Genomic DNA, 12,652 nt, shown 5'->3' on the forward strand with positions numbered 1-12,652 from the left:
CAGGTCAACAGGCTGGCGTGCGGGTCCGTGTGCGCCCGTTTGTGAGACGAGTGTGAGACGGAGCCCCGCCCGGCCCTCAACTGTCGGCCAAGGGATCCGCCTTCGGCCGGCCGCCCTTGCGAGCGCGGCGCTCGGCCACTTCCTTCTCGGCCCTCTCAAGATCCGCCCGGTCCTCGTCGGTGCCGTGCTCCAAGATCCGGGTCTTCATGTGGTCCAGGACATCGTTCGTGCGGTCAGTGCCCAGCCGCTCGCACACGCGGCCGTAGGCCTGCCACAGGCGGGCTATGGCCACGTACAGGGCGGCCCTTCCCTCCCACCGCTGGTTCTCGCCCCATGTCTTGCGGGCGTCGTAGCAGGTCAGCACGGCATTGCACCTGGGGCAGAGGAGACCGCGGCTCTTTCCTGTCTCATGGTCGTGATCGATGCGGAGGACCTGCCGATGGACCTCGTCCTCGGCGACGCCGCAGAATCTCGCAGGACTCGCGCGCGAGTCCGGAGTTCCTCGTACTCGTGGCAGGTGAGCCCGTACACGCTCCAGTTTCCTTGGTCATCGATTACACCGGAGACCGTACAGACCCAAAATTCACGGTCTGGGTGGATGGCTTTTCCATCCACCCAGACCGTGAAATCAGTTGTTGTTGTTGTTGTTGTTGTTGCCACCGCCATTGTTGTTGTTATTGTTGTTGTTGACGATGACGGTAATCTGAAACAAGACGTCGTCGACGAAGTCCGCCAGGTCGTCGGCAGAGTCGACGTCTGCATCATCCTTGAAGTCCGCCGGGTCGTCGGCGAAGGTTCCGATCCCATCGTCGCCGCCGTCCGCACCATGCTCGGGGCCGGTGAAGGTACCGCTTGAGCGGTAGATCTTGATCGAATCATGACCTGCGGCGTGCGCCATGGGCGCCGACCAGAGACCAACCATCCCGCTGCCGAGCACGATCAGGGCCGCCGCCCTCGCACCCAGGCGGGGGTGACGCGAGGGAGTGCCTTTGTCTTGGCGCCAGTTGCGCGTCACCTTGCACTTCGGGAACATCTTGCGTCCTCTCTCCTCGTATAGCCGAGGGAACTGTCCGATTGGTTCGAGGATGCAAACGTTGAGCCGCATCCAGCCTCATCACGCTTTCCGTGCGAACTACATGCGATAACGGTTCGACCTGCGATGTCAGGCCAGATGCTGGCATGTCTGCGACACTCGGCTCAGCGCCGATGGCGCCTCTGGAGGCCAGGTGATAAAATAATTATCCTCAAATTGTTATGACGGCCCGTCAGTTCGCCTGGCAGGCCGTTTCGGCTTGCCGGTCCGGCCATGGGCAGGCCGGTGGCCCGGCTGTCGCGCCGGGTTCCACGGCTCCGGGGCGGGGTTCAGGTCGTAGAGGCAGAGCGTTTCCGCCGGTCAGCCGGAGTTCGGCAGGGCCTGCATGCGCGCGAACGCGCCGGTGATTACGTGGGTGAAAGGCCAGTGCCGGGCAAAGCGGAGGCAGCGGCGGCCGGTGGTCACCAGCTGGGCTGCGGCAGAGGACAGTCGCAGCCGCAGGCGTTTGGGCTCCCAGCAGTGGGCGTCGCCGGTGGAGGCGAGCATGGGCATCCAGGCCAGCAGGTCGAGGGCGGTGACGTGTGGTCTTCACTCGGAAGTCCCTTCAGAGCGGGTGGTGTTCAGGCGACGCGCTGTTCCTCGGGATAGGCGCACGGCACGCACATGCCGAGCGAGGGCGGGATGACGCATCCGGCATCCCGACCACACTCCGGGCACCTGCGGCGGGCGGCGTCGGCTTTGGCTATTGCCGCCCACTTGGCGGGCGTCGTCGGCCGGACGCGCTTTGCCTGCTCGATCGAGTAGAGGTAGGCGACCAGCGGCCCGCGGCGGCGCCGCGGACGCTCCATCTGGGCTGCCACGTCCTTGCCCACCGGACCGTAACCCGAGGGCGCGCAGTTGTCGGACCGTGGCCAGCCCCTCGGGAGCCAGGTGCCACCGGTAGACGGATGTCGGCCATCAGACGGTCGCGGTGTCGACGGCTCGCAGGACGGGGCGGGAGGGCTCGTCGTCGTCGCGGACGGCGAGGATCTGCTTGCGTCCCCAGGACTCGCTCATGCCGAATGCCTCGCCCAGCGCACGGGCGCTGAGCGGGCGGCCCGCCTGTGCGGACTCGGTGTACGCACGACGTGCGTCCTGCCGCATCCGCTCCAACTCCGCTTCCTCGAAGTGCGCCTGCCGCAGCGCGTCATCGGCCATTTCAGGCTCGGGCGTGCGGGAGGTGTGCGGATCGGTCTCCCGCGCAGCGTCCGCACGGGCCGTGACCAGCGCGGACGGTTCCAGAACGGGTACGCCTGCTAGGGCGTCAGCGGCGACCGGGGTGGGCGCCTGTTCGGGGTGTGCGGGGGTGTGCGGGGCGGGTGCGGATTCCTGCCCGTGCGGCTCGCACACTGCCTCCCATGCTGCGGGGGTGGGCTGGTGAAGCACCTTGGCCACCAGGTCCGAACCGAAGTAGATCGAGCCGACCGGGAGCGAGGTGGCGAGCAGGACGAGCACCCAGTTCGCAGGGTCCCAGTCGGCCGTGCTGCCGTGCAGCTTGGGGACCAGGCCATGCACGTAGTTCAGGACCAGCGAGGCGAGCGTGTACGTGCCCAGCACCCGCAGCGCGAACTTCTTGGCATCACCGGTCAGTACCAGCGTGGCGACCAGGGCGAGGGCCATCAGTCCGTCGACGACGAACGGGTAGAGCGTCGCGGCCATGCCGTCGGCCCCAATGGCGTTGGCGATGTCCCGCAGCGCGTTCCAAGAGACCCGGAACGCCATGCCGACCACCGCGACCAGCGCGAGAACCAGAAGGATGCGGTCCTTGCGGTTCATGCCGCACCCCCGATTCCAGTGGTCCGTACGGTGGTCGCGGCGATCAGGAACACCGGCGAAGTGGGGTGGTCAGGGGTTTCGCTGTCCTCGACCCACCGTCACTCCGTGTCCGGCACCTGCTCGACACCGAGCGCGCTGAGCGCTTCCGCCCGTTCCGTGAGCGTCGGGACCGGTGCGGCACGGCCAGAGTCGTGCTCAGGCCACCGCCCAGTCGTGTTACCACGCCTCCGTCATCGGCTCAATCAACGCCCACTGCTCGTCCGATAAATCGCTGAGGTACGGCTCTCTCTCCACGCCCCGCATCTCAACATGGACATGCTCACCAGGCGGTCCCTACGGCGTTCAGTACCACGATCGAGCGATCACGAACCGAGGAAGATCGGACTTAACGCCCACTCAGCTCGCAGATGTCGGGCGGTGGCCGCACTGATCCGTCCGACGTCTACAGGCCGATTCGATCAGCGTCGATCCGGCTAGCATGTCGCTGACCTGCGGATATGGGCAGTCGATGACTACCCTCATTCAGTCAACGACGCCTGGAGCGTCGAGCCGCCCCTCGTGAAGCAGGCCGGGCAGGTTCTCGACGCCTGAGGCGCGATCAACCCGTGTCGGTCGGGTGAATGTCGTTCAGACTGTCGACGATTGTCACGGGCGGCGGAGGCGAAGGCGTGGGCACCTGGATGAGGATCGGGACATAGACCACGTCGCCGTGCCGGTACTCGGCCTTCCATGAATACCGGTAGCACACGGTCACGTTCGGGTTGCGCCGTGTCGCATAACACCGAAGTTTCGACTTCATGGGTGCGGACTGTGATTTCTGTGGCAGGGCACCTGCTTCGGCCGTTGCCGCGCCCCATGCGCCGAGTGCCATACAGCAGGAGGCGGCCGCGGCCACAAGGCTGACGCCGCGCAAGGCTGCTTTCTGCATTCCCATCACCCGCGCTCGGAATGGTGGAGTTTGCGGGCCGCTTCCTGCCGGGTGTGGACGCCGAGTTTGCTCAGTACCGCGCCTACGTGATGCCCGGCGGTCTTGGGGGTGATGTAGAGGCGAGCGGCGATCTCGGCATCCGACAGGCCCTCGTGCAGCAGCTTGAGGACATCCATTTCCCGGATGGTCAGCCCGTACGGATTGGCCCGAGTGGCCGCCCGTGGGCCACGCCGGATCGGGCGGACACCGAGGCTACGCATCACCGCGCGGGTGCCCGCCACGGCAGACCGGGCGCCGAGGGCTTCGAAGGCGGTCAAAGCCTGGTGCAGTGCGGGCGCGTCACCGGACAGGCGGGCCAGCGCGGCGTGGTACGGGCAGCCGAGCCTGTCCCACTCGGTGGCGGCGCCGGCCCAGTCGCCGGCCAGCTCCAGCGCGTAGGGTCCGGCCGCGGCCACCTGCGGAGGTGTCCCTCCGACACGGCGGATCCAGCAGGCCAGGGCCCCGGAGAGCCAGGGATGGGTACGCTCCGCCAACGCGTCCAGACCGCGTTGTGCCTCCGTCCGCACCAGCTCGTGATCACCGGTCAGCCAGGCCGCCTCGACCCGGGCCTCCCATCCCAGGCCCGTGTCCAGCAGGCAGTTCGAGTCGACCAGGCTCGCCGCCTGCTCCAGCAGCGGCCACACCTGGCCCTTGCCCTGGTGGGCCCGCACCAAGCCCAGGACGGTCAAGGCGAGGGCCCGGACGACCGGTGGTGAGCTGGGATGGGACAGGACGTTCTGTGCGGCATCGGCGGCCTGGGGCCACAGGCCCCGGTTCAGCAGCCCCCAGCTGCCCCAGGCCCTCGTGCACAGCAGGTACGACAACAGGTCGCGATCGAGGCAATAGGCTTCCGCCCGTTTCACGGCCGCGGTGGTCCGGGCGACATCACGCTGCAGCGCGGTGAACCAGCACATGATGAACGCCAGGAAACCCGCGTCCTCCGGCAGATCCTGCGCCATCGCGCTGGACACCGCCTGTTCGCAGTCCTCCCAGCCGGACCCTTCGCTCAGCATACGTGCCGCCGCGGCATGGAAGCGGGCCTGGACGACCACCCCGGGATCGCCGAAGCGCTCACCCAGAGCGATCGCCTTGTCGGCGTAGGCGGTGGCCACCGCCACCCCCGCATGCTCGTAGCAGGCGAGCTGGCAGAGGTTCAGGTAGGCCCGGCCCAACTCCTGGCTCGGCGCCAGCCCTTCGAGCACCCGCACCGCGTCCAGGCCGATCCGTCTGGCCTCGACGGTCCGCCCGGCCGGCCACAGCCAGCACGACAGCCAGCGCAGATCCTCGCCCTCGCGCAGCCGGTCGCCCAGGGCACGGCGCAGCTTCACCGCCTTACGGCGAGAAGTGACCCCCTCGTCCAGCCGGCTGGACAGAAGACAGGCCTGCGAATGGCCCTCCAGCAGGAAGGTGTGCTGGTCGGGCGGCAGGCGGTCGGCGTACCGCAGGGCGCGGGCGTACTGGGCGGCCGCCTCCCGGTGCGCGCCCAGCGCGGCGGCATGGGCGGCCGCGGCGGGCGCGTACTCCAGCACGGCGGTCGGATCCCCGGCACCCTCGGCGTGATCGGCCAGCAGGGCCAGATCGTCCGCGGCGACCGGGCGGGACCGCATCGCCGTCAGCACCTGCCGGTGCACCCGCAGACGGTAGGGGGCGGGGACGGACTCCAGTACCGCCAGCCTGGTCAGCTCCTGGCGGAACTCGGTCACCTGCCCGTCGGTCTGCACGATTCCACAGGCCACGGCCTCGTCGAGCGCCTTCTCCGGGGCCGACAGCATGCTGGCCAGCAGAGGCAGCGAGACCCGGCGCCCCAGGACGGCCAGCACGTCGACGACCCCACGTGCCGCGGCCGACAGGCCGGCCAGGCGGCCGGCGACGGCCTCGCGCACCGTGGCCGGGATGGACTCGGCGGGGGCGGCCAGGATCTCGGTGACGATGAAGGGGTTGCCGGCGGAGACGTGATACAGCTGCTGGGCATCGACGGCGTGTCCGGCGGCCAGCCGGGCCACGGCCCGACGGCTCAACGGGGCCAGGTCGTGGCGCTGCACCCAGGGATAGCCGGCCAGGGTGCCGAGGAGAGCGGTCACGTCGTGGGTGCGGTCGATCTCGTCGTCGCGGTAGGTGACCACCACCAGTGCCGGAACGCTCGGCAGCCGCCGGGCCAGGTAACGCAGCAGGTCCATCGTGGCCTCATCGGCCCAGTGGACGTCCTCCACGACCAGCAGGCTGGGGTAGGAGCTCAGGTCGGCGAGGAGGCGGTCGAAGACCTCGTCGGAACGGCAGGTGCCGGCCAGCGCCCCGGTCAGGGCGGTGCGCGCCGCCGGGCCCAAGTGCGGGGCCAGGTCCATCAGCGGGCCCAGGGGGCGGGGGGTGGCCAGCGGGTCACAGGCGCCGACCAGGACCCGGATATGGGGATCGGCCAGCTGGGCAAGACGGTTGACGACGCTGGTCTTGCCGATGCCGGCCTCGCCGCGTACGAGGGCCATACGTCCAGGGCGGCTCACGGCATCCTGCAGGTGACCGGTGAGGTCCTGGAGTACCGCCTCTCGCTCTAGCAGGTCCATTACCGGCCAGTATCCCTCTGTAGCCGGAGCCGCGCAAAAGATCCAGACGATCAAGACAGGTCCGCAGATGGGGTGTTGTCCCGGGATTCTGGGGTGGGACGTGGGGTGTGCCGGGGCGGAACTTGGGGGGGGCACCCGATGTGCCCCCGGCTGCGGCAGAGCATGCTGACAAAAGAGGCGGGCTCGAATTCCCCGGTTCTCGCGGCTCAAACCGGCCAAAGAGAGCGAAGGAAACAGAGCAGGTCGCCGTCGTCTGCCAAGTCCCGAGATTTCGGGGAATGGCGCGGGCGGAGTTCGGGGTGTAATTGAGTCGGCAGGTCGAATGGATGGCCCACTCGGAGAAAATCCTCCGCAAATGAATTGGGCTTCGAATCGGCGCCCAATCCGTACTCATCGAAAAGGGATCACCATGCTGAAGAAGATCGCAAAGCGTACTGCCGTGCTGACCGCGTCGGCCGCGATGGCCGCGGGAGGCGCCCTGGTACCCACCGCCGCCTTCGCCGCCCCGGCGCCTACGGCCGCTCACGCGATGGCGCCGAGTGACAACGGCGGAAACAACAACAACAATAACAACAACGGCGGAGGTGGAAACAACAACAACAACAACAATAACAACAACGGCGGAGGTGGAAACAACAACAACAACAACAATAACAACGGCAACGGCAAGAAGAAGGGCCACCGCAACAACAACAATAACAACAACAACGGCGGAGGCGGGAACAACAACAACAACAATAACAACAACGGCGGAGGCGGGAACAACAACAACAATAACAACAACAACGGCGGAGGCGCGAACAACAACAACAACAATAACAACAACGGCGGAGGCGGGAACAACAACAACAATAACAACAACAACGGCGGAGGCGCGAACAACAACAACAATAACAACAACGGCGGAGGCGCGAACAACAACAACAATAACAACAACGGCGGAGGCGGGAACAACAACAATAACAACAACAATGGCTGAACTTCACGGTCCGACGGCCGGTGATGTAAATTCACCGGCCGCCGAACTGTTTCGGTGCGGGCGTCGCGCCTCAGCTCTGGTGGCAGTTGAGGTTCTGATTGCCGGTGAGTGTGCTCATCGACCCGTCCTGCCCCTTCGGGTAACAGACCTGGAAGTTAATCAGTGACCCGCGCAGCAGCGGGAGAGTTTCCGCGGCGAACTGTGGAGCCTGGGGTCCCGCTGTTGGTGTTGGTGGTCGTCTGCTTTCTGTCGTCGCCGTGTCGCGCCAGTGTCATGGGGTAGGAGAGCCGAAGGAGTGGAATGTTGCTCAGAGGCGGGATGAGTCCCGTGTCACCCTGAGCCTGGGCGCCGCCGGCGCTGAAGAGAATCGGCGCCGTCCGACGAGTGTCGTCTCGGTAACGGTGCGCATCGCTCAGTGGCTCAGCTCGGACAAGGCTGTTCGGCGCGGCCGAGTTACGACCGCCGAGCCGTAGGCGCCACTGTCTCAGTTGCGGTCTCAGTTGCCCCTGACTCCGCAGGCATCCGGGCCGGTCCGCGCGGACATCCGTCGATGCCCGCGGACCAAGATCGGACAACTCGTAATGCATAGGTACGCGGTTGGGTCGCCGTTGACGTTGCGGTGGTGGTGGAACTGATCGGACCTGATGACGTGCGGGCTGGGATCTCTCTACACGTGAATTCCGGTTAGGCCAAGCGGCGAGCACTTTGGATCCTCGGAGCCTCTGAACATCGCGCCGGAGGAAGATCATGGCTCCCCACCCGCACCATAGCCCCAGCCGGGATCAGAAGCTCGACGACGATGGGGCGGATCTGCCGGGCGTATCCGCAGCCGATCCCGTGGGCCGGTTCCATGTGGCGCGACAGCGAGGTGGAAGGCCCATTGCGGTGTCGGCGTGGCGCATCACGACGGAGGACCATGCGATCGCTGACGCTCTGGGTGGGTTCTATGGAGGTGTGTCGCAGCTGTTGGACACCGGCGATGAATATGTCGTTGAGGTCCTGACTCGCTGCGATCGCGTTCCTGTCTTGCTGGATGGCAGGGGGGCCGTTTCGCTTCGGATGGTGATGCGCGGACCTGGGTGAGACTTTCCATGTCTGCGACGGAACCCGGTTCTTGGAGCCAGCGGGCGCACGTGGATCGCTGTGTGATTGTCCGATGAGCCTGGCTGACCGCAAGGCGGCAGCCCAGGCAGGTAGCGGGCCGATGCCGGAAGTCCGAATCGGCTTCCGACTGGCGGATCTCCCCGAGCTGGGTGTGTTCTCTTTCGTGTCGACCTCGTGGGAACTCGCTGCCGAGCTACCCGCGTTGGCTGCTGCCCTGGACGTGGCGGCTGTTCCGGCCTTGGGTGTGCTGCGATGCGAACTGGTGAAGTTCACCACACGCTCCGGGCTCGCCGTGAGCTACAGGAGGCCGGTCGTTGAGGTCGGCCGGACGCAGGTCCTCGCTCAGGATGCCGTACGACTCGCGGCGTGACGTCGGTCCGGCGGCTGCAGGTGTCGTGCGGGTGAGGCCCCGCGCTTAATCGGTGAATGGCAGCCGGGCTGGGCTCCGGGTCAGGGCCCCACCCGTCGCCAGTCCGTCACAGGGCCGGGGTTTGTGTGGTCCGCAGGGGTGACCCAGAAGGCTTTGCCCAGCTCAGCGCTAAACTGGGCGCCTGTCCGGCCGTCCCCGGAGGAGCGGCCGGTGAGGCGGCGGCCTATCCACGGCAGCAGGTGTTGCCGGGCGAACCGTGCGTCCGCGACCCGCCGCGCCGCCCAGCCCGGAGGCGGCGTGGCCGGCATCGGGGTACGCCATTCGGCGTCCTCGGGCTCGTAGCCGAGCGTCTGCCACACCGCCTCGGCGACCCGGCGGTGCCCCTCGGCCGTCAGATGCAGCCGGTCCACGTCCCACAGCCGGGGGTCGCCCAGCGCGGGAGCCCCGTACAGGTCGACCACCAGCGCGCCGTGCCGCTCGGCCAGCTCGTCCACGCAGGCGAACAGCTCCTCCATGCGCGGCCGGAACCGCTCCAGCACCGGGCCCTGCCGGCCGGGGCTGCGCATCAGCACCAGCTGCTTGCAGGACGGGGCCAGCCGCTCCACCGCCTCGGTCAGCAGCCCCCGCACCCGGCCCATGTCGCAGTTGGGCCGCAGGGTGTCGTTCAGGCCGCCGACCAGCGTGACCACGTCGGCGTTCATGGCCGCCGCCACGTCCACCTGCTCGGTCACGATCTGCCCGATCAGCTTCCCGCGCACGGCGAGATTGGCGTACCGGAACCCGGCGGTGCCGGCCGCCATCCGCGCGGCCAGCAGGTCGGCCCAGCCCCGGTACGAGCCGTCGGGCAGCAGGTCCGACATGCCCTCGGTGAACGAGTCGCCGACCGCGACCAGGCTGGTGTGCGTGGGAGTTGTGGGATTCGTCTGCATGGCGTGAGCGATCGTATCCCGGTCCCATACCCGCCGGTCGGTCGGCCCCGGCCCACCGCCTCACGCAGGCTGGCCGAACAGCTCCCGCAGCACGTCCTCCATCGTCACCAGGCCGGCCAGCCGTCCGTCTTCCCCGAGCACGGCCGCCAGGTGCGTACGGCTGCCGCGCATCGCGGTGAGCACGTCGTCCAGCGGGGTGGCCTCCCGCACACGCGCGATGGGCCGCATGTCCCGCAGCCGGAACGGCAGGTCCCGCGGCAAGGCGTCGAGCGCGTCCTTCACATGCAGGTAGCCCACGATCCGGCGCCCCTCGTCGACCACCGGGAACCGGGAGTAGCCCGAGGACGCCGACAGCCGCTCCAGCTGTTCCGCGGTGACGCCCACGCGCGCGTACACCACCCGCTCCAGCGGGACCACCACGTCCCGCACGGGTCTGCTGCCCAGCTCCAGGGCGTCGTGCAACCGCTCCTGCGCCCGGTCGTCGATCAGACCCGCCAGACTGGCGTCCTTGACGATCTCGATGAGCTGGGCGTCCGTGAAGGTCGCCGCGACCTCCCCCGTGGCCTCCACCCGGAGCACCTTCAGCAGCCCGTTCGCGAAGGCGTTGACGCCGAAGATCACCGGGCGCAGCGCACGGGCGAGGGTCACCAGGGGAGGGCCGAGCAGCAGCGCGCTGCGCACCGGTTCGGCCAGCGCGATGTTCTTGGGCACCATCTCGCCCAGCAGCATGTGCAGGTACGTGGCCAGGGCCAGCGCGATCACGAACGACACGGCGTGGCCCGCGCTCTCGGACACGCCGAGCGCGTGGAACACCGGCTCCAGCAGGTGCGCGATCGCCGGTTCGGCGACCACGCCCAGGACCAGCGTGCACAGGGTGATGCCGAGCTGGGCGGCGGCCAGCAGCGCGGAGACGTGCTTCAGGCCCCACAGCACGGCCTTCGCGCGCAGGTCGCCCTTCTCGGCGCGCGGCTCGACCTGGGAGCGGCGCACCGAGATCAGCGCGAACTCGGCGCCCACGAAGACGGCGTTGAGGACCAGCGTCGCCAGGCCGATCAGCAGCTGTACGACGGTCATCGCGCCCCCTTCGTCCGCTCGTCGCCGCGCGCGTCGTCCAGCGGCGCGTGCAGCACCACGCGAGCCGCCCGGCGGCCCGCGGCGTCCACCACGTCCAGCCGCCAGCCGGCGACCTCGACGGTGTCCCCGACCTGGGGTATGCGTCCCAGCTCGGTGGCGACGAGGCCGGCCAGCGTCTCGTACGGCCCCTCCGGCACGCGCAGACCCACCCGCTCCAGCTGGTCGGTGCGGGCGGCGCCGTCCGCCGAGTACAGAGCCCGGCCCTCTTCGTCGGCTCCGGCCGGGGCGAGGTCGGGTGTCTCGTGCGGGTCGTGCTCGTCGCGCACCTCGCCGACGACCTCCTCGACGATGTCCTCCAGCGTGGCGACGCCCGCCGTACCGCCGTACTCGTCGATGACGACGGCCATGGTGCGCCTGCCGGAGAGCCGGTCCAGCAGCCGGTCGACCGTGAGGGACTCGGGCACGAGCAGGGGTTCGCGCATGACCTGGGCTACGGAGCGGCGGGGCCGGTCCTCGGCGTGCAGGGCCAGCACGTCCTTGATGTGGGCGATGCCGACGACCGAGTCCAGGCTGCCCCGGTAGACCGGGAACCGGGACAGGCCGGTCGCCCGGGTCGCGTTGGCCACGTCCTCGCAGGTCGCCTGGGTGTCCAGGGCGACCATCTGGACGCGCGGGGTCATCACGTTCTCCGCGGTCAGGTCGGCCAGCTTCAGCGTCCGCACGAACAGCTCGGCGGTGTCCGCCTCCAGGGCACCCTCCAGGGCGGAGTGCCGGGCGACAGCCGCCAGCTCCTGCCGCCCGCGCGCGGAGGCCAGCTCCTCGGCGGGCTCGATGCCGAACAGGCGCACCACATGGTTCGCCGTGTTGTTGAGGTGGGTGATGAAGGGCCGGAAGGCCGCGCTGAACCAGCGCTGGGCGTTGCCGACCCGCTTCGCCACGGCCAGCGGCGAGGAGATCGCCCAGTTCTTCGGCACCAGCTCGCCGACGACCATCAGGAACACCGTCGACAGACCCGTGCCCAGCACCAGCGCCACCGAATTCGCCGCTCCGCGCGACAGACCCAGCGCGCGGAACGGTCCGGCGAGCAGCGCGGCGATCGACGGCTGGGCGAGCATGCCGACGATCAGGTTGGTCACGGTGATGCCGAGCTGGGCGCCGGACAGCTGGAAGGTCAGGTTCCGTGCGGCCTTCAGGGCGCCCGGGGCACCGCGCTCGCCACGCTCGGCGGCCCGCTCCAGCTCACCGCGCTCGACCGTGGTCAGCGAGAACTCCGCCGCCACGAAGACGCCGCAGGCGAGCGACAGCAGGATCGCCACCAGAAGGAGCAGCACTTCGGTCATCGGGTCACCCCTGTCCCATGATCGGACAGGGCGGGTCAGTCTGCCAGTGGCTTCACCCAGCGCCTCCACTGCTCCTGCGGCCCGTACCCGGCCGCACGCCACGCATGCTGCGCCCGCTCGTTGCGCACCAGCACCATCGCGTCCGCGCGCCGTCCGCCCAGCCGTACGAACCGCTCCTCGGCGGCGGCCAGCAGCGCCGAGCCGATGCCCTGCCGACGCCGCTCCGGATGCACCGCGAGCCGGTACAGATGGCACCGCCAGCCGTCGAAGCCCGCGATCACCGTGCCGACCAGCTCCCCGTTCTGCTCGGCGAGGATCAGCGTCTCGGGGTCGCGGGCGACCAGCCGCTCCACCCCCTCGCGGTCGTCGCTGATGCTGGTGCCCTCGGCGGCCTTCTTCCAGAAGGCGAGCACGGCGTCGAGGTCGTCCGGCAGGGCAGGGCGTATGCGCAGTTCGATCATGAACTCAGCCCAGCACGCGAGG

General features: G+C 68.6%; 11 protein-coding genes and 4 pseudogenes. 2 read left to right on the forward strand and 13 right to left on the reverse strand.

All coding sequences use genetic code 11. The features are described from left to right. Window positions 1-76 precede the first annotated feature (76 nt). The 9 genes and pseudogenes from ACWD35_RS17770 to ACWD35_RS17810 form a co-directional block, all read right to left on the reverse strand. A complete protein-coding gene (locus ACWD35_RS17770; RefSeq protein WP_451352175.1) occupies window positions 77-364 on the reverse strand; it encodes a hypothetical protein in 288 nt (95 codons plus the stop codon). A gap of 3 nt (window positions 365-367) precedes the next feature. Next, a pseudogene (locus tag ACWD35_RS17775) lies at window positions 368-538 on the reverse strand (endonuclease domain-containing protein); the annotation flags it as partial. 90 nt (window positions 539-628) lie between these two features. Beyond that, on the reverse strand, window positions 629-1,033 hold the full coding sequence (locus ACWD35_RS17780; RefSeq protein ID WP_451352176.1) for a hypothetical protein: 405 nt from the start codon (window positions 1,031-1,033) through the stop codon (window positions 629-631). A gap of 360 nt (window positions 1,034-1,393) precedes the next feature. Beyond that, a pseudogene (locus ACWD35_RS17785) lies at window positions 1,394-1,606 on the reverse strand (transposase); the annotation flags it as partial. Between the two features lie 47 nt (window positions 1,607-1,653). Then, window positions 1,654-1,963 (reverse strand): annotated as a pseudogene (locus tag ACWD35_RS17790) (RRQRL motif-containing zinc-binding protein). 27 nt (window positions 1,964-1,990) lie between these two features. Beyond that, window positions 1,991-2,848 (reverse strand): DUF2637 domain-containing protein, encoded by an 858-nt coding sequence (locus ACWD35_RS17795; RefSeq protein WP_451352177.1) that lies wholly within the window; start codon window positions 2,846-2,848, stop codon window positions 1,991-1,993. After that, window positions 2,845-3,054 (reverse strand): annotated as a pseudogene (locus ACWD35_RS17800) (DUF6303 family protein); the annotation flags it as partial. The pseudogene ACWD35_RS17800 and the gene ACWD35_RS17795, both read right to left, overlap by 4 nt. A gap of 392 nt (window positions 3,055-3,446) precedes the next feature. Beyond that, on the reverse strand, window positions 3,447-3,776 hold the full coding sequence (locus tag ACWD35_RS17805) for a hypothetical protein (RefSeq protein ID WP_451352178.1): 330 nt from the start codon (window positions 3,774-3,776) through the stop codon (window positions 3,447-3,449). A 5-nt stretch (window positions 3,777-3,781) separates the two neighbouring features. Then, entirely contained in the window at window positions 3,782-6,373 is a 2,592-nt protein-coding gene (locus ACWD35_RS17810) for a helix-turn-helix transcriptional regulator (protein ID WP_451352179.1), read from the reverse strand. A 409-nt stretch (window positions 6,374-6,782) separates the two neighbouring features. Between ACWD35_RS17810 and ACWD35_RS17815 the strand changes: the two genes are divergently transcribed. Both ACWD35_RS17815 and ACWD35_RS17820 read left to right on the forward strand, forming a co-directional pair. Beyond that, window positions 6,783-7,352: a hypothetical protein gene (locus tag ACWD35_RS17815; protein ID WP_451352180.1), complete on the forward strand. Its 570-nt coding sequence runs from the start codon at window positions 6,783-6,785 to the stop codon at window positions 7,350-7,352. Window positions 7,353-8,508: 1,156 nt separating this feature from the next. After that, window positions 8,509-8,826, forward strand: coding sequence for a hypothetical protein (locus ACWD35_RS17820; protein WP_451352181.1), 318 nt, complete (start codon window positions 8,509-8,511; stop codon window positions 8,824-8,826). Window positions 8,827-8,906: 80 nt separating this feature from the next. On the opposite strand, the gene ACWD35_RS17825 is transcribed toward ACWD35_RS17820, so the two are convergent. The 4 genes from ACWD35_RS17825 to ACWD35_RS17840 are packed head-to-tail and all read right to left on the reverse strand — an operon-like array spanning window position 8,907 to window position 12,630. Then, on the reverse strand, window positions 8,907-9,755 hold the full coding sequence (locus tag ACWD35_RS17825; RefSeq protein WP_451352182.1) for an SGNH/GDSL hydrolase family protein: 849 nt from the start codon (window positions 9,753-9,755) through the stop codon (window positions 8,907-8,909). A 60-nt stretch (window positions 9,756-9,815) separates the two neighbouring features. Next, entirely contained in the window at window positions 9,816-10,829 is a 1,014-nt protein-coding gene (locus ACWD35_RS17830) for a hemolysin family protein (protein ID WP_451352183.1), read from the reverse strand. Further along, a complete protein-coding gene (locus ACWD35_RS17835) occupies window positions 10,826-12,169 on the reverse strand; it encodes a hemolysin family protein (protein ID WP_451352184.1) in 1,344 nt (447 codons plus the stop codon). Before ACWD35_RS17835 ends, ACWD35_RS17830 begins: the two co-directional genes overlap by 4 nt. Window positions 12,170-12,204: 35 nt before the next feature. Further along, window positions 12,205-12,630 (reverse strand): GNAT family N-acetyltransferase, encoded by a 426-nt coding sequence (locus ACWD35_RS17840; protein WP_451352185.1) that lies wholly within the window; start codon window positions 12,628-12,630, stop codon window positions 12,205-12,207. Window positions 12,631-12,652 lie beyond the last annotated feature (22 nt).

The organism is Streptomyces sp. NPDC002671, from assembly GCF_053592475.1.

Excerpts from the sequence above, each read along its gene's own strand:
- ACWD35_RS17780 (WP_451352176.1), bottom strand. The coding sequence starts at position 1,033 with ATGTTCCCGAAGTGCAAGGTGACGCGCAACTGGCGCCAAGACAAAGGC.
- ACWD35_RS17795 (WP_451352177.1), bottom strand. The coding sequence starts at position 2,848 with ATGAACCGCAAGGACCGCATCCTTCTGGTTCTCGCGCTGGTCGCGGTG.
- ACWD35_RS17805 (WP_451352178.1), bottom strand. The coding sequence starts at position 3,776 with ATGCAGAAAGCAGCCTTGCGCGGCGTCAGCCTTGTGGCCGCGGCCGCC.
- ACWD35_RS17810 (WP_451352179.1), bottom strand. The coding sequence starts at position 6,373 with ATGGACCTGCTAGAGCGAGAGGCGGTACTCCAGGACCTCACCGGTCAC.
- ACWD35_RS17815 (WP_451352180.1), top strand. The coding sequence starts at position 6,783 with ATGCTGAAGAAGATCGCAAAGCGTACTGCCGTGCTGACCGCGTCGGCC.
- ACWD35_RS17820 (WP_451352181.1), top strand. The coding sequence starts at position 8,509 with ATGAGCCTGGCTGACCGCAAGGCGGCAGCCCAGGCAGGTAGCGGGCCG.
- ACWD35_RS17825 (WP_451352182.1), bottom strand. The coding sequence starts at position 9,755 with ATGCAGACGAATCCCACAACTCCCACGCACACCAGCCTGGTCGCGGTC.
- ACWD35_RS17830 (WP_451352183.1), bottom strand. The coding sequence starts at position 10,829 with ATGACCGTCGTACAGCTGCTGATCGGCCTGGCGACGCTGGTCCTCAAC.
- ACWD35_RS17835 (WP_451352184.1), bottom strand. The coding sequence starts at position 12,169 with ATGACCGAAGTGCTGCTCCTTCTGGTGGCGATCCTGCTGTCGCTCGCC.
- ACWD35_RS17840 (WP_451352185.1), bottom strand. The coding sequence starts at position 12,630 with ATGATCGAACTGCGCATACGCCCTGCCCTGCCGGACGACCTCGACGCC.